General features: G+C 58.6%; 20 protein-coding genes and 2 tRNA genes. 11 read left to right on the top strand and 11 right to left on the bottom strand.

Annotated features, from left to right (window positions below):
- Positions 1–174: 174 nt before the first annotated feature.
- The 6 genes from J2S62_RS10125 (at position 175) to J2S62_RS10100 (ending at position 3,872) form a co-directional block, all read left to right on the top strand.
- Positions 175–939, top strand: a complete 765-nt coding sequence (locus J2S62_RS10125) for a winged helix-turn-helix domain-containing protein (RefSeq protein WP_310174325.1) — start codon at positions 175–177, stop codon at positions 937–939.
- A gap of 86 nt (positions 940–1,025) precedes the next feature.
- Positions 1,026–1,529, top strand: coding sequence for a carboxymuconolactone decarboxylase family protein (locus tag J2S62_RS10120; RefSeq protein ID WP_310174323.1), 504 nt, complete (start codon positions 1,026–1,028; stop codon positions 1,527–1,529).
- Complete coding sequence (locus J2S62_RS10115) at positions 1,526–2,680, top strand: pirin family protein (RefSeq protein ID WP_310174321.1); 1,155 nt, start codon at positions 1,526–1,528, stop codon at positions 2,678–2,680. The genes J2S62_RS10120 and J2S62_RS10115 overlap by 4 nt, the downstream gene beginning before the upstream one ends.
- Positions 2,677–3,027: a GNAT family N-acetyltransferase gene (locus J2S62_RS10110; RefSeq protein WP_310174320.1), complete on the top strand. Its 351-nt coding sequence runs from the start codon at positions 2,677–2,679 to the stop codon at positions 3,025–3,027. Before J2S62_RS10115 ends, J2S62_RS10110 begins: the two co-directional genes overlap by 4 nt.
- Before the next feature lies 1 nt (position 3,028).
- On the top strand, positions 3,029–3,358 hold the full coding sequence (locus J2S62_RS10105) for an N-acetyltransferase (RefSeq protein WP_310174318.1): 330 nt from the start codon (positions 3,029–3,031) through the stop codon (positions 3,356–3,358).
- Positions 3,348–3,872: a SixA phosphatase family protein gene (locus J2S62_RS10100; protein WP_310174315.1), complete on the top strand. Its 525-nt coding sequence runs from the start codon at positions 3,348–3,350 to the stop codon at positions 3,870–3,872. The genes J2S62_RS10105 and J2S62_RS10100 overlap by 11 nt, the downstream gene beginning before the upstream one ends.
- Here the strand turns inward: J2S62_RS10100 and J2S62_RS10095 are convergent.
- Together J2S62_RS10095 and J2S62_RS10090 are read right to left on the bottom strand one after the other, a co-directional pair.
- Positions 3,869–4,141, bottom strand: a complete 273-nt coding sequence (locus J2S62_RS10095; RefSeq protein ID WP_310174313.1) for a hypothetical protein — start codon at positions 4,139–4,141, stop codon at positions 3,869–3,871. The genes J2S62_RS10100 and J2S62_RS10095 overlap by 4 nt on opposite strands.
- Positions 4,142–4,188: 47 nt before the next feature.
- A tRNA-Arg gene (locus tag J2S62_RS10090) sits at positions 4,189–4,262 on the bottom strand.
- A gap of 384 nt (positions 4,263–4,646) precedes the next feature.
- On the opposite strand from J2S62_RS10090, the gene J2S62_RS10085 reads away from it, so the two are divergent.
- Together J2S62_RS10085 and J2S62_RS10080 are read left to right on the top strand one after the other, a co-directional pair.
- Complete coding sequence (locus tag J2S62_RS10085; protein ID WP_310174311.1) at positions 4,647–6,491, top strand: phosphoenolpyruvate carboxykinase (GTP); 1,845 nt, start codon at positions 4,647–4,649, stop codon at positions 6,489–6,491.
- A 61-nt stretch (positions 6,492–6,552) separates the two neighbouring features.
- Positions 6,553–8,622 (top strand): RecQ family ATP-dependent DNA helicase, encoded by a 2,070-nt coding sequence (locus tag J2S62_RS10080; RefSeq protein ID WP_310174309.1) that lies wholly within the window; start codon positions 6,553–6,555, stop codon positions 8,620–8,622.
- Here J2S62_RS10080 and J2S62_RS10075 read toward each other — a convergent pair.
- Positions 8,619–10,031, bottom strand: coding sequence for a phosphomannomutase/phosphoglucomutase (locus J2S62_RS10075; RefSeq protein ID WP_407650013.1), 1,413 nt, complete (start codon positions 10,029–10,031; stop codon positions 8,619–8,621). The two genes, J2S62_RS10080 and J2S62_RS10075, sit on opposite strands and share 4 nt — an antisense overlap.
- A gap of 94 nt (positions 10,032–10,125) precedes the next feature.
- Between J2S62_RS10075 and J2S62_RS10070 the strand changes: the two genes are divergently transcribed.
- Positions 10,126–11,394: an MFS transporter gene (locus J2S62_RS10070; protein WP_310174304.1), complete on the top strand. Its 1,269-nt coding sequence runs from the start codon at positions 10,126–10,128 to the stop codon at positions 11,392–11,394.
- A gap of 21 nt (positions 11,395–11,415) precedes the next feature.
- Positions 11,416–12,111: a hypothetical protein gene (locus J2S62_RS10065; RefSeq protein ID WP_310174301.1), complete on the top strand. Its 696-nt coding sequence runs from the start codon at positions 11,416–11,418 to the stop codon at positions 12,109–12,111.
- A 57-nt stretch (positions 12,112–12,168) separates the two neighbouring features.
- Here the strand turns inward: J2S62_RS10065 and J2S62_RS10060 are convergent, their stop codons facing one another.
- Both J2S62_RS10060 and J2S62_RS10055 read right to left on the bottom strand, forming a co-directional pair.
- On the bottom strand, positions 12,169–12,483 hold the full coding sequence (locus J2S62_RS10060; protein ID WP_310174299.1) for an XRE family transcriptional regulator: 315 nt from the start codon (positions 12,481–12,483) through the stop codon (positions 12,169–12,171).
- Between the two features lie 261 nt (positions 12,484–12,744).
- Positions 12,745–12,832 (bottom strand) — tRNA-Ser (locus J2S62_RS10055).
- Between the two features lie 199 nt (positions 12,833–13,031).
- On the opposite strand from J2S62_RS10055, the gene J2S62_RS10050 reads away from it, so the two are divergent.
- Positions 13,032–14,945: an AMP-binding protein gene (locus J2S62_RS10050; protein WP_310174297.1), complete on the top strand. Its 1,914-nt coding sequence runs from the start codon at positions 13,032–13,034 to the stop codon at positions 14,943–14,945.
- On the opposite strand, the gene J2S62_RS10045 is transcribed toward J2S62_RS10050, so the two are convergent.
- From J2S62_RS10045 to J2S62_RS10015, 6 genes are all read right to left on the bottom strand, one after another.
- Positions 14,942–15,700, bottom strand: coding sequence for an IclR family transcriptional regulator domain-containing protein (locus tag J2S62_RS10045; RefSeq protein ID WP_310174295.1), 759 nt, complete (start codon positions 15,698–15,700; stop codon positions 14,942–14,944). The genes J2S62_RS10050 and J2S62_RS10045 overlap by 4 nt on opposite strands.
- The gene (locus tag J2S62_RS10040) at positions 15,684–16,340 is read right to left on the bottom strand and encodes a 3-oxoacid CoA-transferase subunit B (protein WP_310174293.1); all 657 of its coding nucleotides are present in this window, start codon (positions 16,338–16,340) and stop codon (positions 15,684–15,686) included. Before J2S62_RS10040 ends, J2S62_RS10045 begins: the two co-directional genes overlap by 17 nt.
- The gene (locus J2S62_RS10035) at positions 16,340–17,041 is read right to left on the bottom strand and encodes a 3-oxoacid CoA-transferase subunit A (RefSeq protein ID WP_310174291.1); all 702 of its coding nucleotides are present in this window, start codon (positions 17,039–17,041) and stop codon (positions 16,340–16,342) included. The genes J2S62_RS10040 and J2S62_RS10035 overlap by 1 nt, the downstream gene beginning before the upstream one ends.
- Before the next feature lie 10 nt (positions 17,042–17,051).
- Positions 17,052–18,245: a thiolase family protein gene (locus J2S62_RS10030; protein ID WP_310174289.1), complete on the bottom strand. Its 1,194-nt coding sequence runs from the start codon at positions 18,243–18,245 to the stop codon at positions 17,052–17,054.
- Between the two features lie 172 nt (positions 18,246–18,417).
- Positions 18,418–19,617 carry a bifunctional 3-oxoadipate enol-lactonase/4-carboxymuconolactone decarboxylase PcaDC gene (pcaDC, locus tag J2S62_RS13580; protein WP_407649956.1) on the bottom strand — a complete coding sequence of 400 codons (1,200 nt, stop codon included), beginning with the start codon at positions 19,615–19,617 and terminating at the stop codon, positions 18,418–18,420.
- A complete protein-coding gene (locus tag J2S62_RS10015) occupies positions 19,614–21,020 on the bottom strand; it encodes a lyase family protein (protein ID WP_310174287.1) in 1,407 nt (468 codons plus the stop codon). The genes pcaDC and J2S62_RS10015 overlap by 4 nt, the downstream gene beginning before the upstream one ends.
- Positions 21,021–21,059: the final 39 nt, after the last annotated feature.

The raw sequence follows: 21,059 nt of genomic DNA, 5'->3' as shown, positions 1-21,059 counted from the left end.
GTTTCATCACAAAACTAGGCCGAAAGTCCACATAGTGAGATGAATGTAGGTCTCTGGTTTGCGTTACGCGATGGTTACGCGCCAATGTTGGGGTATCAGATACCGGCTTGAGTCAGGTTAGGCTCAAGCGTCATCGGTGGTCACCGCCGTTTAGTTTGTTGAAGGAATAACTCTATGACAAGCGCGCCCCAGCAAGGTTACGTCCACATCTCAGTTCGTAACGCACAACGTCGAGCCGAACGAGTTCAAGCGTATCGGGAGGCGGATCAGAAGAGGCTCAAAGCCGTTCCTTCAGAGCAGCCGACCCCTATTGAAAACGGTGTGACCCAGCCGGTCCATATGGAAACTGAAGCCCGTGGATTCGTGCTGTATGTCGGTATGGATGAGCAGGCCGCCCTGGCCGCTGGCACGTCCCTGACCCGCCTGGCGAACGAACTCCGCCACTACGTTGAAACATTGGTACCGGGTGCTGATTCTTACGCAGCTGTGGCCATGGCTCCAGCCAATGTGTCCGGAGACGACCTCGACGTCGTCCGCCAGGTCACCGCTGACCCCACCATTCAACAGGCCATCTCGCCGGAATTAGCCGCAGCACCCACGCCGGTTTCAACCCGCCAGCCTGGTGTCCTGATCGATCTGGCGCGTCGGGAAGTCCTGCTCGACGGCGAACCGTTGAACCTGACGTATAAAGAATTTGAACTGCTGAATTACCTGGTGGAGAACGGTGGTCGTACCGTCAACCGCGAGGAATTGCTCGAAACTCTGTGGGACGAGACTGAAGAAGTGCCCAATGAGCGCACCATTGACGTCCATATTCGTCGCCTGCGCGCCAAACTCGGCCGCCTCTCGGGCACCGTTCGCACCGTTCGTGGCCAAGGCTACCGGTTCTATGAACATCCAGAAGTCGTGGTCTGGGCTGCTCCAGAGTACTCCATCTAACACCAGCGCTGCCTGCGGCTAAACGGCTCCCTTCTGACTGCCGACCAAGCTAGACTTGGGGTAAGTTTTTGGAAGGAGCCGTCCGCATGGCAAGTCGCGACCCCCTACATTTCTATTTAGACAAATCGAATCCGGACGCTTGGAAAGCCGTAGCTCGATTATCCAAGGCGGTAGGGGAAGACGCGCGTGCCGCTGGCCTGACGGAACAGCTCATTGAGCTCGTCAATCTGCGGGTTTCTCAACTCAACGGGTGTGCATTCTGTTTAGACTTGCACACCCGTCTTGCCGTTAAAGTCGGTTTATCAGCACAGCGTCTCGGGGCGCTATCGGCCTGGTGGGAAGCCGAGAGCCTTTACACCCAGCAAGAGCGTGCAGCATTACAGCTGGCCGAAGCTACAACCCGGATCCGTGACATTGACAGTGTGATCGCCGCGCAGTTGCTGGCTTCCAATGCCCTCGACGACGCCCAGTATGCGGCCGTGCAGTGGCTGGCAATGACGATGAATCTGACCAACCGCATCTCGATCATGTCGCACCACCCCGTCCGACCCAACGCTGACTCACGTCCTGCACTGGAGGAAGAACTGTGACGAATCTTGATCCAAATCCAGCCCTGATCGATTACAACTCCCCGGAGAATCACAACGGGCTGGCCGCAGGGTTCACCGAGAAACACGGCACCGACTACATCGTCGAAGTGCTCGACCCCCGCGCGGTCCCGCTGGGTGGGCCCCGAGCAATGTCAGTGCAGCGCACCCTGCCCCAACGTGCCCGATCCCTGATCGGTGCCTGGTGTTTCCTGGATTACTTCGGACCGGACGACGTCGCGAAGTCCGGTGGCATGCAAGTCGCCCGGCACCCACACACCGGTTTAGCCACGGTTTCGTGGCTGTTTGAAGGCCGCGTGGACCATATCGATTCGGCAGGAAACTGGGCGGTAGTCCGGCCCGGGGAAGTCAATCTGATGAGTGCCGGCTACGGCATCACCCATTCAGAACACTCAACCGCCGATACGACACTGTTACACGGTGTGCAGCTGTGGTACGCATTCCCCAAGAAGTATCGCTTTGTAGCTCCGCACCTGGATCAACATCGGCCGGAGACGATTCACGGCCCGGGCTGGAGTGCCAAAGTCGCGATCGGGTCGCTGCTGGGCTCGACGTCGCCAATTGAAACGTATAGCCCGCTTTCTGCCGCCGAAATTTCCCTGGATCCCAACACGACACTTGAAATCGACGTCCCGCCCGAACACGAACATGGGCTCTTGGCGGTTGAATGTACCGCGCATTTCAACGGGGCAGTTATCGAACAGAACCACCTGGGCTATCTTGGCACCGGTGTGACCACATTGCAGATCCATTCCGGTGACACTCCCATCCGGGTCATGCTTATCGGTGGTGAACCACTTGAAGAAGACATCGTCATGTGGTGGAACTTTGTGGGTCGCTCCCACGAGGAAATCGCTCTGTGGCGTCAGCGGTACCAGGCCGAGATGGGCTTCGAGCCTGCCGGGGAGCATTCACCGCTGCACGATCAACGTCTCGACGGACCGATTTCAGGTCCATTACTTGATGAGCTGGTGCCAAACAGGTACCCGGACCGCACCGTTTTCCCGCAATACGGCGAATTTCCGCCGAACCAGCCTGCACCGCTGCCAGCCCCAGAACTTCCCAACGTGGCGATGAAACCGCGCCAAAACCCACCGACGGTTGCACGCCGTAAGGATCAGGAGGACGCATGACCAGCCCAACTATCGACAGCCCCCAATTCGTCGAAGAAGACGGTTTTACCGGCATGATCGTCGACGACACCGGAACGATTGCCGCCCGAGAGTATCACACCGACCATGTCACCGCAGACGGCACCAAACAACGCGCATTAACCTCCACCGTCACCGAGGAGGCCTACCGCGGCCAGGGGCTGGCCGGCAAGATCGTGCAATACACCCTAGATAAAGCGCTCGATGAGGGATACCGCATCGTGGCAGTCTGCTCGTATGTGCAATCCTGGCTCGAGAAACAAGACGACCCACGCTACGAGCAAGCCCGAGATACTGCACGGCCGGAACATTTCCCGAAGGAGGGTTAGTATGACTGCACCACGCTGGTTTCGAGACGAGAAGTCATTTGGTGTTCGTAACGACTCGGGAGAGGTTATTGCCAGCAATTTCTACCGTGACGTGGAAACCTCAGACGGCACGAAGCAGCGTGTCTTCCCGCGGATTTTTGTCGAGCCAAAACACCGGGGCGCGGGACTAGCAGGGGAGCTGACAAAACACTCTCTGGACGCATCCATTGCAGAGGGCTTTCGTATCGTGCCCGTGTGCCCGTATATCGATCAATGGATCCGCGAATACGATGGCGGAGCGTATCTGAATCACCGCGATGAACCAGGGGCGCAACACTTTTATGCTGACTGACGTATCCGATCACAAACGACTCATCGTGCTACGACACGGCAAAGCGGCATACCCGCCGGTGCCGGACCATGAGCGGCCGCTGGCCCAGCGGGGCAATACCGAAGCTCCCGCGGCAGGACGATGGTTAGTTGAACAGGGCTATTATCCTGATCTCATCATCACCTCGGATGCGGTCCGTACCCGCCAAACCACCACCTGGGTGCTGAACGAATTGGGTGACAAAGCCCCGACCCCGTACCTGGACTCGCGACTCTACATGGCGCCGGTGACCCGAGTCTTGTCGGTCATCAACGAGGTGGAAGAACAGGTGAGGACCCTGATGCTCGTCGGTCACATGCCGTGGGTCCAAGAGCTTGGGATGCGATTAGCTTCTACGGAGTCCAATGAAGACGCAGTACTCAATATGGCCGAACGATATCCAACGCTGGGCATGATGGTATTTGATGTACCGGGTGAATGGGCCAGCTTGGATGGCCGAGACGCCAACATGACGCATTTCGTGGTGCCGCGCTAACGGTTTTCCTGTAGCAGGCCCACGACCACGACGATGGCTGACACCAGGGCGAGAATAATCAGGGCGACTGCAGCCCACAGGGGCAACGGGACAAACATGGTCACCGACATGGCGATGATAGCCACAGCCAAGACGATCCGTTGCCAATACATATATGCCTCCCGGATCTCCACCATACCGTCAGGAGCATGAACCGAAAACTGACCGGTTGTAGGTCCGCGGCGATGAAACACTTCGGGAAACGAAAAACCCTTGAGATCTATCTGCAAGAGACCTCAAGGGTTCAGGATCCGCATGTCTATGCGAAATCTGTGAGCGCGCCCTAAGGGATTCGAACCCCTGACCTTCTGTTCCGTAGACAGACGCTCTATCCAGCTGAGCTAAGGGCGCTGAGCAACGAGATATAACTATACTCGCCAAATTCGAAAATGCAAAATCGAGTATCACCCCAAATGCCCGAGCTGGTGAATTGAGGGTAAAAAGTAACCTTCCGTCTGGACGATTTTCGGTTCGTTTACTTGAAAACACCCCCTAAAATCGCCAAAAAACCGCAAATATCTGCGAAATCCGGTGTCATTCGTCACTTTTGCGTAGTCAGGTGGCCGGAATGTTGTCTGTGGGCGAAGTTTTGGTGAATCATCTTGCCCAAGGCCAACAGGCAGGCTGCTAAAGTATGCGGCATAGACTCTCGTTCCGACCGGAACGGTTCGCAGCGCGACAGCGTGCTGGTCTTGTCGTCCTGCGGTTGGTAAGTCGATACGAAAAAGGATCCACATGGTTGAAAACGCCGCCTCGAATCTGGCTGCACAGATTGAGGACACCGCACCCACCAAGTACAAAGCATTATTGGACTGGGTCAGAGAAACAGCGGAGCTGACCCAACCGGACTCGGTCTATTGGGTAAACGGTTCGCAAGAAGAATATGATCGCATCGCACAAGAGATGGTCGATGCCGGTTCACTGGTTCGTCTCACGGACCCGCAGTTTCCGAATTCTTATGCGGCGTTCTCTGATCCCGCTGATGTTGCCCGCGTAGAGTCGCGGACGTTTATCTGCTCTGAAAAAGAAGAAGACGCTGGTTTTACCAATAACTGGAAAGACCCAGCAGAAATGAAAAGCATCCTCAACGACGCCTTCGACGGCGCGATGCGCGGCCGGACGATGTATGTCGTCCCATTCGTCATGGGCCCGCTGGATGCCAAAGACCCCAAATACGGGGTAGAGATCACCGACAGCCCTTATGTTGTGCTGTCTATGCGCATCATGGCTCGTGTCGGCACCGATGTGCTGGACAAGATGTCCGAAACCGAAGCGTTCTTCGTGCCAGCTCTGCACTCTGTTGGAGCGCCCCTCGAAGCTGGTCAAGAAGACGTGACGTGGCCATCCAATGACACCAAGTGGATTGTGCACTTCCCAGAAGAGCGCGCCATCGTGTCCTATGGCTCCGGTTACGGAGGTAACGCCCTGCTTGGCAAGAAGGCTTACTCGCTGCGCATTGCTTCCGCAATGGCTCGCGATGAGGGCTGGATGGCCGAGCACATGCTCATCCTGAAACTGACCAGCCCCGAAGGGAAGTCCTACACCATCACCGGTGCCTTCCCATCGGCCACCGGTAAAACTAACCTCGCGTTGATCGACCCAACGCTCGAAGGTTGGAAAGCCGAAACTCTTGGTGACGACATCGCCTGGATCACCCCGGACGACAACAACCAGCTGCGCGTCGTGAACCCAGAATACGGCTTCTTTGGCGTGGCACCCGGGACCGGTTGGCACACCAACCCCAACGCCATGCGCGCGATCGCTAAGGGCAACACCATTTTCACCAACGTTGCGCTCACTCCCGAAGGTGGCGTCTGGTGGGAAGGCCTAACTAAGGAAAAACCAGCACAACTCACCGACTGGTTGGGCAACGACTGGACCCCGGACTCCGAAACGCCAGCAGCCCACCCGAACTCCCGGTTCTGCACGCCTATCGACCAGACAGACATGCTGGCCGATGAGTACTACGACCCGGAAGGCATCAAACTCGATGCCATCCTGTTCGGCGGTCGACGTGACAACGCCATCCCGTTGGTTACCGAGGCACGTTCCTGGCAAGACGGTGTGTTCAAAGGCGCCACCTTGTCTTCAGCACAAACCGCTGCCGCCGAAGGCACCGTCGGTGTGGTCCGTCGTGACCCCATGGCCATGCTGCCGTTTATTGGGTATGCCGCCGGGGACTACATCCAGAACTGGTTGGACATGGAAGACAAGATCGGCACCGAGAATATGCCACAGATCTTTTTGGTCAACTGGTTCCGTCGCAATGACCAGGGCAAGTTCTCCTGGCCCGGCTTCGGCGAAAACTCTCGCGTGTTGAAGTGGGTCGTGGAACGGCTCGAAGGCAAGGGTGACGGCGTAGAAACCCCGATCGGCGTTGTGCCGACCGAAGACGCGCTCGATCTGACCGGTCTGGATATCTCTCAAGACAATCTGCTGAACTCGATCTCATTTCATGCCGAGGAATGGCACGACGAGATCCCGATGATCGAAGAGTGGTTCGAAAAATTCGGTGACAAGCTCCCAGCAGCTATGTCCGAAGAACTTCAAGGACTCAAAAACCGCCTGGGTCTGAAGTAGTATTTCCCCATCAAGTCAACCGGGTCTGCATTTGCGGGCCCGGTTGACTAGGTTAACAACCATGGCATTACGCGACGAAGCAACCCAGGTCCTGTCCGAACTCGTTGGCCGACCAGCTGAGTTTCACGACGGACAATACGAAGCAATCGAAGCGATCGTCGCCAATCGGCAACGCGGACTGGTGGTGCAACGGACCGGCTGGGGTAAATCAGCAGTCTACTTCGTGGCAACCGCACTGTTGCGTCGCCAAGGCCACGGTCCCACACTGATCATTTCCCCGCTGCTGGCACTGATGGCAGACCAAGTTGCGGCAGCCGAACGTGCTGGGATCCGAGCCGAGTCGATCAACTCGGCCAACGCCGCTGCGTGGGACGACATCACCCAGCGGTTAGCGGCCAATGAAATCGACGTGTTACTGATTTCGCCGGAACGCCTCAACAACCCAGCGTTTCGCCAAACCCAACTGCCCGACTTGCTCGAGCGGTTGGGGTTATTGGTTATTGATGAAGCACACTGTATCTCCGACTGGGGCCACGACTTCCGTCCCGACTATCGGCGCATCGGTGGGATCATCGAAGAGCTGACCACACCAATTCTGGCAACTACGGCCACCGCGAATCAGCGGGTGGTGGATGATGTGCTGGAACAACTCGGCGACGATGTGTTCCTCACACGCGGTCCGCTGGCGCGGTCATCCCTGCGGTTATCGGTGCTGCCCATGGCCGACTCACCGACGCGCATCGGGTGGCTGATTGACCATATAGCTGGGTTTGAGTCCTCCGGCATTATTTATACGCTGACGGTAGCCGCAGCTGAAGACATCGCAGCCGCGCTGCAGGCTGCTGGCCATAACGTCGCGGCATATACCGGCGCGACCGCCCCGGAAGAACGCACCGAGCTAGAACAAGCACTCAAAGACAACCGGGTCAAAGCCCTGGTGGCGACCTCGGCTTTGGGGATGGGGTTCGATAAACCCGACCTGGGATTTGTGGTGCACTTTGGCGCACCATCGTCCCCGGTGTCCTATTACCAGCACATCGGCCGCGCCGGTCGTGGCACCGATAATGCCGAGGCCATCTTGTTACCGGGTGCCGAAGATGAACGTATCTGGGAGTTCTTTGCTACCGCTTCGATGCCTGACGAAGCTACGGCCCACGCGGTCCTGGAAGCCGCGACCCAAGCCCTGTCGGTGCCGGCACTGGCTGCGCGTGTGGATCTGACGCCCACCAGGCTGGAACTGCTCTTGAAAATCTTGGCCGTCGACGGTGCGATGCAGCGGGTTCAGGGCGGGTGGCAGGCCACCGGGGAGCCCTGGCACTATGATGCCGAACGATACGAGCACGTGGCAGCCCAGCGCGTTGTCGAACAGCAACTCATGCTCGACTATCAGGCCACCCAGACATGTCGTATGCGGTTTCTGTCCGAGACGCTGGATGATCCGTATGCCCGGGACTGCGGTCGGTGCGATAACTGTGCGGGCCCGTGGCTGACCACGGAAATTTCCGATGCCGCGCGCAGCCAGGCACAGCGGGTGCTCGCACAGCCTGGTGTAGAGCTTGCCCCGCGACGCATGTGGCCCACCGGGTTACCCAACTTGGGTATCGAGCTCAAAGGCAAGATCAAACTCCAGGCGGAACCAGGACGCGCCTTAGCACGTCTGACAGACTTGGGGTGGGGGCCTACGCTGCGGGAACTGCAAGATCCGCAGAGACCGGACGCAGCCGTGCCAGACCGCCTGGTAAGAGCCGTAGTGGAGGTGTTGGCAGACTGGGACTGGGCACAACGCCCCGTCGCCGTCGTGGCCATGCCGTCGCCGAATCGACCCCAACTGGTCACGAGTCTGGCCCACGCCATCGCGAAGATCGGACAGATGCCCTACCTGGGTGCACTGGATTGGCGCGGCCCGGTCCCAACCCCTGCGGCCAACAGCGCCTTTCGGCTGGCCCAGGTCTGGCAACGCTACAGTGTGCCAGACCAGCTGCGACACGACATTGCCAGCGCGCCGGAGACCGGACCGGTGTTGTTAGTCGATGACTTCGCCGCGACAAAGTGGTCGCTGACCGTGGCCACCGTGAAGCTGCGCGAGGCCGGCGCCCACGGGGTTCTGCCACTGACGCTTGGCACTGTCTAAGACCGAATGATTGCCAGCACGGTATCGCGTAACCACTCCATGGTGGCGACATCGGGGGCTTCGGCGTTGAACCGCAAGAGTGGTTCAGTATTCGATGGCCGAATATTGAACCACCAGGAGCCATCTGCGGCTTCAATGGTGGTCCCGTCCATGGTTTTGAGGATGGTCTCCACCCCGGCATCGAATTCGGCCACGACTTTGGCGATGGTTGCGGCCTGGTCGTCGACGCGTGAGTTAATCTCTCCCGACGCCACATAGGGGCTGTATTCGGCGGCCAGCTCGGAGGCCGGGGCCTGCGTTGCGCCCAGCATGGCTAAAACATGCATGGCAGCCAGCATCCCGGTATCAGCGTTGAAGAAGTCACGGAAATAATAATGGGCTGAGTGTTCGCCACCGAAAATCGCGGCGTGTTCGGCCATATAGGCCTTAATGAACGAGTGGCCCACCCGAGTCTCGATCGCACGGCCACCGGCGGCCTGCACCACTTCGGGGACGACTTTGGACGTGATGAGGTTATAAATAACTACCGGGGTGGTTTCCCCGGCGTCCTGGGCTCGGGCAATTTCACGCACCGCAACCATTGCGGTAATAGCTGACGGGGAGATCGGTTCGCCGCGCTCATCAACGACGAAACACCGGTCAGCATCACCGTCAAAGGCCAGGCCTATGTCAGCGTCGTGCTCACGAACCGCGGCCTGTAAATCCACCAGGTTTGCCGGTTCGATCGGGTTGGCCGGGTGATTGGGAAACGTGCCGTCCAATTCAAAATACAGCGGAATAATATCGATGGGGAGGGCTTCGAGCACCTGATCGCCCAGCACCGCAGGGGTCGTATACCCGGCCATGCCGTTACCAGCATCGACAACGACTTTCAGCGGCCGAATGGTCGAAAGATCCACGAGCGAGCGCAAGTACTCGGCATAAGCAGCCAGGGTATCTTGCTGCTGCACTGTTCCCGGTGTCTGAACCCCGCTGATGCATCCGGCGTCCAAGTATCCCTGGGCCAGACGTTGAATATCGGCCAGACCAGTATCCGAAGAGATCGGCACCGCCCCGGCACGCGTCATCTTGATACCGTTATACCCGGCGGGGTTATGTGAGGCAGTAAACACCACACCGGGCGCATCGAAGACTCCGGAGGCGTGGTACAACATATCGGTGGAGATCAACCCCAACTGCACCACATCGGCACCGGCAGCTATGGCCCCACGGGTAAACGCGGTCACGTATTCATCCGACGAGGGACGCATGTCACCCCCGACCAACACCGTGGTCGCCTCGGTCACCTCAACAAAGGCAAACCCGATGGCCAGTGCGGCATCCGAATTTAACGTGTGGTCTTCAATACCGCGAACGTCATAAGCTTTGAAACTGTCGGACAAATTGACGGCTGGTTGATCAAAGGCAATTCTCACAATTGCTGAGTCTATCCCCAAACCGTTACCCGAACATAAACTACGCGTACCTCGCAGCGGGGCAGCGTACAGAACAGAAAGGCAGCCCATGCACCCGCCGTTTCCGGGCCCACACACCGGCCAACTGTGGCTGGGACACGCCCCCAAAACCGCCGGGTTTCGCCGCCTGATGGCCGGGCTATTCTTTGCCGGGGTCGCCACGTTTGCTCAGCTGTACTCGCCCCAGGGGCTACTCCCGTTGATCGCAGCCGATCTGGAGGTCACCCCGGATCAAGCTGCTCTGCTCATCTCAGCTTCAACCATCGGGCTGGCTTTCGCGGTCATTCCGTGGTCCTTTGTCGGCGACCGCTTGGGTAGAAAATCGGCGATGACAATTTCGATTATCGCGGCCTGCCTGTTCGGCATCGGCGCCACCCTGGCACCTACCTTCGGGAGCATCTTGGTCTTCCGAGTTTTAGAAGGAGTCGCACTAGGTGGGGTGCCGGCATTAGCCATGGCCTATCTCAACGAGGAGGTCCACCCCGCCTCGGCCGGCCAATCGGCTGGCACTTTCATCGCCGGCACAGTCATCGGTGGGCTCGTCGGCCGTGTTGTAGCCGCACCACTGGGGGAGTGGTACCACTGGCGTATCGGCATGGGGGTGGTCTTGGCGCTCGCGGTGGCCTCAGCTATTTGTTTTCTCGTCCTGACGCCTACCGCCCGGAAATTCCAACCCACTTCCACGACGGTGCGCCAAGCCATCACGTCGATCACCACGAATCTGCGCTCACCGGTATTGGTCGTGATGTACCTGCAGGGAATGCTGTTGATGGGTGGGTTCGTCGCCGTATATAACTTCCTGGGGTTCTACTTGCTGGACGACCCTTTCAATCTGCCGGTCGCGGTGGTGTCGCTGATCTTTGTGGTGTATCTCATTGGTACGGTCACCTCGCCGTGGGCGGGTCATTTGGCGTCGAAATACGGTCCCTCAAGAGTGCTCATGGCGCTGAGTGCCACGATTGTCGTCTCAGTGTTGCTAACGCTGGTGCCAAATATTTGGGTTTTGCTCATAGGCGCTGTGATCTTCACCGGAGCGTTCTTTGGGGCACATTCGGTGGCATCGGGGTGGGCCGGAGCAGCAGCGGAAGTCGGCCGAGCCCAATCCACTTCGTTATACAACCTGTTCTATTACACCGGATCTTCCGTGTTCGGTTGGCTCGGCGGCATCTTCTTAGCGCACTACGGTTGGGCAGGAACTGCCCTGATGACCGCCGGTTTGGCAGGGTTGGCCTTAGTCGCAACGGCTTTGTTGTACGCTTTTGTTGTCCAACCGCGAATTAAAGCGGCCCGAGGGCAGAACGCGTCACATGAGGTCTAACTTGACAGTACAATGGGCGGCATGGAATTTATTATCCCACTGCTGCTCCTTGTGGTTTCGGCGCTGTTGGTATGGGGCCTTGTTGCCTTTTTAGGTCGTTCATCCAAGGCCCAAAGCTCCACCGCAAGCCCTCGTGGCAAATCACCGGCCCTGTTTGACCGGATGTCCGAAGCAGGCGCGGCCGCTGCGGCTCAGCGCTTGGATGAAGACACCCATAACAAGGTCTACCGCTACTTGGCCGTGGGCCAGATGGCCCAAGCAGCAGAGATCTACCATCGGGCAACCGGTGTCGGCCGTATTGAGGCTTTTGTAGACGTTCAGGCGCTGTACCAGTTCCCGCAGGAACATGGGGCGCAAGAGCCGCCCCTAGAGGAGGTCGCCGGTACGGATCCCTTCATTCCTGAGACCGATGATCAGGACACCCAGTTGACCGATCTAACGATTCCCGATGAGTGGCTCGAACAAGTCGCCGAAACTCCGAAACCGCAGCGTTTTGAGATTCAAATTCATCGGCAGGATGAGACCGTCACCATGTCGTCTGAAGACTTGCCGCCCTGGATCCGTGACCAGATCGAAGCCATGGTCCGCGATGAGCGACTGGATGACGCAGCAGAAGCTCTCACGGAACACACTGCGCTAGAAGCCGCAGAGGCAGAAGATCTTATTAAGATCATTGCGCGGCAAATTCATGCAACGGATGATGAAGGTAAAGATTAGTTTGTGACAACAAAAAAACTCCCTGATTTTTTCAGGGAGTTTTTTATGTTGTGGCTCCTAGACGTCGTCTTCGGCGACGGGGCCGCCTTCAGCTTCCCACCGATCTATCTGTCGAGTTTTTGAGCTCGAATATTTCAAGCGGACGCCGTATCCTCCGGCGTTCGAGTCTGGCAAAAACAGGGCGCCATGTTGAATAAGTACATCTTTGATGGCCTCGCGCTGTTTCTCCGGAAGGGAGATGATCCCGCGTTCGAATTTACGAATCTTAGTTCGTTCGATACCGGTTTCATCTGCGATGTACCAGGTTGAAATGCCCACCAGCGCGCGAGCGGCTCGGGCAAGGTTTGAGTTGAAGACATGTTTCTCTTGCATCTACGTCCTCCTATAAATAACGATCGAAGTCGCCATGTGTTGCCCTCAGTTTCGCCCGCGATAGGCGGCGAACACAAGGGCCGGTCCCTTTGATCTCTCTTCCATCATAGCCCTCCGCCGTACCGCGAATCTTTGGTTGACCACGTCAGATACGGTAGCACCGGCCCAGGAAGCAAAGATGTATACAGCAAGGTGATTCATGAGGGCAACAGTAAAGAATGAAGCCCTGCAATCTCACAAGAGTTTGCAGGGCCAACACGGCGGAGGCGGGGGGATTCGAACCCCCGGTCCGCGTTACACGGACCCTTCATTAGCAGTGAAGTCCAATCGGCCTCTCTGGCACGCCTCCATGTTATTCGGCACAAGATGCACGCAAATAACCATTCCACCATACCGAACACAATCCGTTTCGGCAAAACGAGCCGTTCATCGTGTCGTAGGCACCGCGCAGTTTTGTAATGCCCATCACCACTGACTACAGTGTGAGCCACCACATGTATACACCGCCCTAGGGATTCCGCCCAGACCGTGGGAGCAGAAGGAGCATCATGGCCACAGCAAACCAACCGGGAACGACGTATCGGGCAACCTTTGAGCGTGCCTCAGACGATCCTGCTGCGTTCTGGCTCGAGCAAGCCCAAACACTGGATTGGCATACCGCACCAACGCGTGGCCTGGACTATGACGGTGCCGCATCATGGAAATGGTTCCCTGATGGCCAGTTGAACATTACCTACCAGGCATTAGACCGGTGGGTTCAGGCAGGTCGCGGTGACCAGCCAGCCCTTGTGTGGGACTCGGCAATGACGGATCAACAAGTCACCTACACCTATGCTGAGTTGCTCGACAAGGTCGCACGGTTTGCTGGGGCACTCCGCGCGAACGGTGTCACCCGCGGCGACCGGGTGTTGATCTACATGCCCATGATCCCCGAAGCGCTTATCGCGATGTTGGCGGTTGCCCGGATAGGCGCGATCCATGTGGTGACCTTCGGCGGTTTTGCACCACGCGAAGTCGCAACCCGGTTGGATGATGCCCAAGCTAAAGCGGTCATCGCGGCCAACGGCGGTATCGAACCCAGCCGGACTATCCGCTACCTACCCAATGTTGCAGAAGCCATTGAACTGGCCGAGCATAAGCCCGAGGTCGTCTTGGTGAAACAGCGGCCCGAAATTGACGACACGATCGCAGATTTTGATACCACCTGGCTCGACTTCGACGAGCAGTTAGCGGACAACGGACCGGTAGAGGCGCTCCCGGTGGCTGCCACGGACCCGCTGTACCTGCTGCACACTTCTGGCACGACTTCCAAACCAAAGGCCGTCATTCGCGATCATGGCGGCTACGCGGTAGCTGCAGCCTGGTCGGTGCCGAATATTTATAACGTGCATCCCGGTGAGGTGATGTTCGTTGCCTCCGATGTTGGGTGGGTAGTTGGCCACACCTATATCGTTTACGCGCCCCTGGTATCCGGTGCGACCACCGTGGTCTATGAAGGCAAACCGGTTGGCACACCCGATGCGGGAGCGTTTTGGCGGGTGGCCTCTGAACACGGCGCGAAAATGATCTTTTCGGCACCGACTGCCTACCGTGCGATCCGAGCCGCCGACCCTACCGGCGAGCATTGGCAGCGGTATGACATGTCGGCACTAGAAACCGTATTCTCCGCGGGGGAGCGGCTCGATGAGGATACCTACCACTGGTTAGAAAAGGTCACCGGCAAACCGGTCGTGGACCACTGGTGGCAGACTGAAACCGGTTGGCCCATCGTCGCGAACCTGCGCGGACTGGACCCCATGCCGCTGAAACCTGGCTCGCCCTCGGTTCCGGTACCGGGTTATCGAGTCTCGGTGGTCAATCCATTGGGCGAACCGGTTGCCACCGGTAGCGAAGGCAACATCGTCGTGGAGTTGCCCCTGCCACCGGGTGCGATGGTGGGGCTCTACGGTGAACCGGAACGCTTCCATTCGTCCTATATGGCGGCTTTCCCCGGATATTATGAAACCGGCGATACCGGCTACATTGACGAAGACGGTTACGTGTTTGTGCTGGGCCGTTCTGATGACGTGATCAACGTGGCCGGCCACCGGTTGTCGACGGGAACCTTAGAAGCGGTCATCGCTGAGCACCCGGCGGTGGCAGAAACCGCCGTAATTGGGGTGGCTGATGAACTCAAAGGCCAAAAACCGGTCGCGTATGTGGTGCTGACCGCCGATGCTGACCTCTCCGCCGAACAGCTGGCCAAGGAACTCGTAGCCAAAGTACGTCATGACTTTGGGCCGGTCGCGGCCTTCCAGAATGTCGATGTGGTCTCGGCGCTGCCAAAGACCCGCTCCGGGAAGATTCTGCGCCGCACCATGCGCTCGATCGTTGAAGGTGATGAGGTGGCCACTCCGGCGACAATTGACGATCCTGGGGTCTTAGATTCTTTTGCGCAACAGGCCACCCGGTGGGATAGCTAAAGTGCGTTCGAGACCTCATCGGCTGCTGCGAACAACGGTGGTAACAGATCGGTGAGGTCCTCGGGAGAGTGGCGGGTTACCGCAACCGAGGTGTTCATCGCAGCGACCGTGGTTCCGGTGCGATTACAGATCGGAACGGCCACCGAGGCCAACCCGACCTCAAGCTCTTCTTCAACCACGGCATAGCCCTGGTCGCGAACTGTAGCGAGCTCGGCTCGTAGTGCCGCCTCATCGGTGATCGTGTAATCGGTGACTTCGGTCAGATCTGCGTTCGCGAAATACTCTTCCAGTTGGCTCTCATTGAGGCCAGCCAGCAGCACACGCCCCATCGATGTCGCATAAGCGGGGAACCGGGTGCCCACGGTGATGTTGATGCGCATGATCGAGGTGGTTTCCTGCCGGGCGATATAGACCACGTCGGTCCCGTCTAACACCGAGACGGAAGTGGATTGCCCCAACTCTTTGGACAGGTTGGATAACACCGGTTCAACGAGTTCCACCAGTGGCTGGGAGGCCAAATAGGCAAACCCCAGGTTCATGATCTTTGGGGTCAGCGCGAAGTGCTTCTCGGTGGCTCGGACGTATCCGAGATTCACCAAGGTGTAGACGAACCGGCGAACCGTTGCCCGGGACAACCCGGTGGCTTCGGCCAGATCGGTTAGGGTCATCGTCGGCGTCTGCCCGAAGGCCTCGATCACTTCGAGGCCTCGGGCAAACGACTGAACGAACAGCCCGGATTTAGTTTCCGGTGGCATCGACGAATTCGATTTCGGACTTGGACTGCAGCTCATCAAAGGTCAGGCCGAACAGTCCTCTGACCGTGACCGTGCCGGAATCCGACAGCTCAAAGATCCCGTGGTCGGTGTAGACCCGGGACACGCAGCCGACACCGGTCAGCGGATAGGTCGCTTCTGGAAGCAGTTTGATCTCGCCCTCGCGGGTGAACAGGTTCATCATGACGTAAACCTGCTTGGCACCGATGGCCAGGTCCATGGCGCCACCAACGGCTGGGATGGCATCGGGTTCACCGGTGTGCCAGTTGGCCAAATCGCCGGTTGCTGAGACCTGCATGGCGCCCAAGACGCAGACGTCCAAGTGGCCACCGCGCATCAGAGCAAAGGAATCAGCCTGGTGGAAATAGGCCGCACCTGGGGTTTCGGTGACCGGGATTTTCCCGGCGTTGATCAGGTCTCCATCAATTTCATCTTCTTCAGCCGCGCGCCCCATCCCCAGCATCCCGTTTTCGGTGTGCAGGGTGACGTTGTGTTCAGCGGTCAGGTAGTTCGAGACCAGGGTGGGCTGGCCGATGCCGAGGTTGACGAATGACCCGGACTCAATGTCGCCGGCAACAATCTCGGCTAAGGTTTCGCGGTCAACTCTTTCGCTACGTAGCATTACTTCGCTCCTTGTTCACGTGCAGCCAGTTGGGTGGATTCGGTTTCAATGGCCACCATGACATCGGTATAGATCGATGGGGTCACAATGTTTTCTGGATTCAACTCACCGGTGGGCAGGATCTCTTCGACCTGCACGATGGTCTGTTTGGCTGCGGTGGCCATCATCGGACCGAAGTTGCGGGCGGTCTTGCGGTAGACCAGGTTGCCTTTTTCGTCGGCTTTGAACGCCTTAATGAGGGCGACGTCGCCGTGGATCGGGTATTCCAGCACGTAGTTGCGGCCGTTGATCTCACGGGTTTCTTTCCCCTCGGCCAGCATCGTGCCGTACCCGGTTGGGGTGAAGAACCCTCCGATGCCAGCGCCAGCAGCGCGGAGTCGTTCGGCGAGGTTGCCCTGCGGGACGAGCTCGAGTTCGATTTCTCCGGCGCGGTAGGCCTCATCGAAGTGCCAGGAGTCGGACTGGCGTGGGAACGAGCAGATGATTTTGTCCACTCGGCGTTCTTTGATCAGCAGCGCGAGGCCCTCGTCAGCCTGGCCGGCGTTGTTGTTGACGATGGTCAGGTTCTTAGCCCCGCCCTCGAGCAGGGCCCCGATGAGTTCCATCGGCTGACCGGCGTTACCGAATCCCCCGATCAGCACGGTGGAGCCGTCGTCGATATTTGCGACGGCTTCGGCAGCGGATTCTACAATGTTGGTCATATCGTTTCCTTTACTCTGTGGCGTCTTCGTTTTCAACGACCATGGCAACACCCTGACCGACACCGACACACAGTGCGGCCACGCCCCAACGGCGGTTTTCGGCTTTCAGGCGGCGGGCCAGGGTTCCTAGGACACGCGAGCCGGAGGCGCCCAGTGGGTGACCCAGAGCGATCGCACCGCCCCAGGCGTTGACGCGTTCGTCATCCAGGGCAACGCCCCAGGAGTCCAGGTTCACCAGCACCTGGGCGGCGAAGGCTTCATTGAGCTCAATCGCGCCCACCTGCTCCCAGGTGATACCGGCGCGCTCTAGGGCCAAGTTTGCGGCTGGTACTGGGGCCTCACCGAAGTACTGCGGCTCATTGGAGGCCACCCCGCGAGAGGCGATCCGAACCAGTGGGTCGGTGCCCAGCGTGCTGGAGGCCTGTTCGGAACCCAGCAGGACCGCGGCAGCACCATCGTTCATTGGCGAAGCGTTGCCTGCGGTGACGGTGCCGTTTTCTTTCCGGAACACGGTGCGCAACCCGGACAGGGTTTCCACGGTGGTTTCGGGACGGATGGTCTCGTCGCGCTGGGCATCGCCAACGGGCACGACCAGGTTGTCGAAACGGCCGGCTTCCCAGGCCGCGTGTGCGCGCTGGTGGGAAAGCACGGCGTATTCGTCTTGGCGTTCACGAGACACCTGGTATTTGTCGACCAGTTGCTCGGTTGCTTCGCCTAACGAAACGGTCCATTCCTCGGGCATCTTGGGGTTGACTAAACGCCAGCCCAGGGTGGTCGAGACCATCTGGGAGTTGCCGGCGGGGTAGGCGCGTTCGGGTTTCGGCACCACGTAGGGGGCGCGCGACATGGATTCTGTGCCACCGGTGAGCACCAGGTTGTTGTCACCGGAGCCGATCGAGTAGCTGGCATGAATTGCCGCATCCAACGAGGAGGCGCACAGGCGGTTGACGGTCAGGCCTGGGACCGTGGTGGGGAGCCCGGCCAGCAAGGAGGCCATGCGGGCGACGTTGCGGTTTTCTTCACCGGCGCCGTTGGCGTTGCCGAACACGACCTCATCGATGTTGGCTGTGTCGAGATTTGGGTAGCGCTCGACCATCGCTTTGATGACGTGGGCGGCGAGATCGTCGGGACGAACGCCGGCCAAACCGCCGCCGAGTTTGGCAAACGGCGTGCGTACTGCGTCATATACATATACCTGCTGCATGATTCCTTCCGGGTCAGCAATAAAGTTGTTCGCTGTGCGAACCTTAGTTCGCTCTGCGATACTTCAACTATAGCCTGCCGGTCGGTGCCGTGGAAGAGATTCGCGTCATAGATCGCCAACGACAAAAGTCCGGCCCACATTGCGTGGACCGGACTTTTATTCACAAGTGACTTTAGGCTTCTTCGGCGTCGTATTCGGCAAGCGCTTCTTTGGCTACCGAAAATGCCACGTTTGCGGCAGGGACCGAACAATAGATGGCAGTTTGGAGCAAGATCTCTTTGATCTCCTCAACGGTGAGTCCGTTGCGCCGGGCAGCTTTGACGTGCATGGCAAGCTCGTCCCAATACTTTCCGGCAACCATAGCGGTAATGGTGACTGCTGAGCGCATCCGACGATCCAACCCCGGGCGAGTCCAAATGGTGCCCCAGGCGTACCGGGTGATCATCTCCTGGAAGTCTTCGGTGAAGGCATCAGCGTTGTCGGTGGCCCGGTCAACGTGGGCGTCCGAGAGCACTTCGCGACGGACGACCATCCCGGCGTCGTAAACATCGGATACCGTCTGTTCGTCCGTTGGTTGTTCGACCTGTTGACCTGAGAAGAACGCGTGCAGAATGCGTGCGGTGCCCTGCGGGTCTTCGGTCGGGGCCTGGTGGGCGACATTGTCCAGCACGGCGGACTGCCCGTTTTGGACCGCAGACGCCACGGTGCGGGCGTGTTCAGGTGGGGATACCGGGTCGACAGCCCCGGCAAGTGCCAGCATAGGAACGCTGATATGAGCCAGTTCATTCGACATGTCGAATTCCGATAGGGCAAGGGATGCGTGCGCGTAACTAAACCGATCGGCGTCTTGTAACGAATGCAGCAGTGCTGTGGCCTCGGTGGGCTGCTTGTCGATGAAACCTTCCGCAAACCAGGTTTTGGCCGAGCGCTCGACCATGGCGGGCGTCCCAGCCTGAGAGACGAATTCGGCTCGTTCTTGCCAGGCCTGTTGGGTCCCGAATTTCGGCGAAGCACAGACCATGGCAATGCGAGTAAAGACGTCACTGTGTAAGACCGCCAAGCGTTGCGCTATGGCACCCGAGAGCGAGACGCCGGCAAAGTACACGGGCCGGTCTGTGTCACCCTTGGCTTGTGTGGCCAAAGCGGCTACCGAGTTGGCCAGGTCATCCAGTGCCCACTGCTGAGTCGATGGTTCAGAGCGGCCATGGCCGGGCAGATCGTAGCCGATGATTTCGTAGTCGTTGGCCAGCAGCTGGGCAGTTTTGCCCCACAGGGGCTCTACCGCGGTGCCGAGTCCGGGGCCTAATACCACAAGGGGTTTGGAGGCATCCGGTTCGGTGAATTGGATGCCGGCGATCTGTAATTGGCTCATGTACTCCACTTTCTGTAACGCGAGTTGACTTCCGCCACGATTGTGGCAGCTCCTCCCATGTAGCCGGAAGGATCTAACATCTTCTCAATAGCTTTGACGCTGACGAGGCCATCGGGCAGTCGGTCGCCCAACGTTTGGGCGAGGTCGTCCCCGGAAGCGATGGCCTCCTGACAGATGGACTCGACCAGCTGTTTGCCTTTTCCTTTTTCGACGACATCGTGGGCTTCGACCAGTGGAGCGAGCCACTGGCTGATTCGCCCCAACAGTAGGTAATTGCCGTGAATGTCCAAATTTCGGCGCATCGCTTGCGGAAACACCTCGAGCCCCGCGGTCAGTTCGCTCAAAATCTCTGCCACCGCACCGGTGACGCGCAACAGCCCACGCAGGGCGGCCCATTCGCTGTGCCAACCGCCATCGGCGCGTTCGGCAGTATTGCTAATCACCCCGGTGTGTAAGGCAGTCAGCTGCCCGGTGGCCTCTTGGGCCGCATTTTTGAGACGAATGGATAACACCGGGTTGTTTTTGTGCGGCATCGCAGAAGATCCACCACGGCCAGGCTTGTTGGGTTCAGCCAATTCGGCATGTTCGGCCTGCACTGCGGTCAGAACATCATTGGCCAGTTTGGCCGCGGCTGCCACAACCTCAAATGCTGCGTGGGCCAGTTGGGTCACGGGCATCCGGTTGGCATGCCAGACCGATGCTGAGACCAGGCCGAGTTCTTCGGCGAACATGTCGCGCTGGGCGGTGACCAGTTGCATCGGATCGTGTTCGGGCTGTTCGGCTTTGAAGTAATCGACCCACCAGGTGGAAGTCCCCACGGCACCGCCCCATTGCACCGGCAGATTGGTCAGTGTGGTTTCAAATTGCTGCCCTGCGGTAGCGATGGCCTCAAGCCACTGCGATACGCGGTAACCAAAGCTGATGGGTTGAGCGTGTTGATCCAGCGATCGACCGATCATCACGGTCTCGGCGTGCTGGTCCGCCAGCGCGCCCAGTTGTCCGACAGTGGTCTTGAGATCTGTGACGATATGTTCCCCGGTGCGAGCGGCAACCAGCATCAGCGCGGTATCGATAATGTCTTGCGACGTCGCCCCGCGATGGATGTAACCGGCAGCTTCTGGATGCTGTGCTGCGACTTTGTTGCGCAGCTCAGCCAATAAGGGGATTAGCGCATTGGCCCCGTCAGGGGTTTTGGCCGCCAGCTCGGTAAGATCATAGCTGGTAATATCGCAGGCCGTCTCGACGGCCTGGCCGATGGACTCCGGTGCGGTACCGAAACGAATCTGTGCCCGACACCAGGCGGCCTCAACATCCAGCATTGCCTGAGCGAAGGCGACATCAGAGGTCTGTTCTGCAGCGCGGGTGCCAGCCCAGACTGGGTTGAGTAATCCATAGTCATACACAGGTGGGAATCCTTTTCGCATCAGGGGTCTAAACACAAC

The organism is Enteractinococcus fodinae, from assembly GCF_031458395.1.
Classification (GTDB): domain Bacteria; phylum Actinomycetota; class Actinomycetes; order Actinomycetales; family Micrococcaceae; genus Yaniella; species Yaniella fodinae.
This window is presented reverse-complemented; position numbering and strand designations above follow the sequence as displayed.

What these genes read in the sequence shown, in the direction of transcription:
- J2S62_RS10125 (WP_310174325.1), top strand. Translation starts at nt 175, where the DNA reads ATGACAAGCGCGCCCCAGCAAGGTTACGTCCACATCTCAGTTCGTAAC.
- J2S62_RS10120 (WP_310174323.1), top strand. Translation starts at nt 1,026, where the DNA reads ATGGCAAGTCGCGACCCCCTACATTTCTATTTAGACAAATCGAATCCG.
- J2S62_RS10110 (WP_310174320.1), top strand. Translation starts at nt 2,677, where the DNA reads ATGACCAGCCCAACTATCGACAGCCCCCAATTCGTCGAAGAAGACGGT.
- J2S62_RS10105 (WP_310174318.1), top strand. Translation starts at nt 3,029, where the DNA reads ATGACTGCACCACGCTGGTTTCGAGACGAGAAGTCATTTGGTGTTCGT.
- J2S62_RS10100 (WP_310174315.1), top strand. Translation starts at nt 3,348, where the DNA reads ATGCTGACTGACGTATCCGATCACAAACGACTCATCGTGCTACGACAC.
- J2S62_RS10085 (WP_310174311.1), top strand. Translation starts at nt 4,647, where the DNA reads ATGGTTGAAAACGCCGCCTCGAATCTGGCTGCACAGATTGAGGACACC.
- J2S62_RS10080 (WP_310174309.1), top strand. Translation starts at nt 6,553, where the DNA reads ATGGCATTACGCGACGAAGCAACCCAGGTCCTGTCCGAACTCGTTGGC.
- J2S62_RS10070 (WP_310174304.1), top strand. Translation starts at nt 10,126, where the DNA reads ATGCACCCGCCGTTTCCGGGCCCACACACCGGCCAACTGTGGCTGGGA.
- J2S62_RS10065 (WP_310174301.1), top strand. Translation starts at nt 11,416, where the DNA reads ATGGAATTTATTATCCCACTGCTGCTCCTTGTGGTTTCGGCGCTGTTG.
- J2S62_RS10060 (WP_310174299.1), bottom strand. Translation starts at nt 12,483, where the DNA reads ATGCAAGAGAAACATGTCTTCAACTCAAACCTTGCCCGAGCCGCTCGC.
- J2S62_RS10050 (WP_310174297.1), top strand. Translation starts at nt 13,032, where the DNA reads ATGGCCACAGCAAACCAACCGGGAACGACGTATCGGGCAACCTTTGAG.
- J2S62_RS10045 (WP_310174295.1), bottom strand. Translation starts at nt 15,700, where the DNA reads ATGCCACCGGAAACTAAATCCGGGCTGTTCGTTCAGTCGTTTGCCCGA.
- J2S62_RS10040 (WP_310174293.1), bottom strand. Translation starts at nt 16,340, where the DNA reads ATGCTACGTAGCGAAAGAGTTGACCGCGAAACCTTAGCCGAGATTGTT.
- J2S62_RS10035 (WP_310174291.1), bottom strand. Translation starts at nt 17,041, where the DNA reads ATGACCAACATTGTAGAATCCGCTGCCGAAGCCGTCGCAAATATCGAC.
- J2S62_RS10030 (WP_310174289.1), bottom strand. Translation starts at nt 18,245, where the DNA reads ATGCAGCAGGTATATGTATATGACGCAGTACGCACGCCGTTTGCCAAA.
- pcaDC (WP_407649956.1), bottom strand. Translation starts at nt 19,617, where the DNA reads ATGAGCCAATTACAGATCGCCGGCATCCAATTCACCGAACCGGATGCC.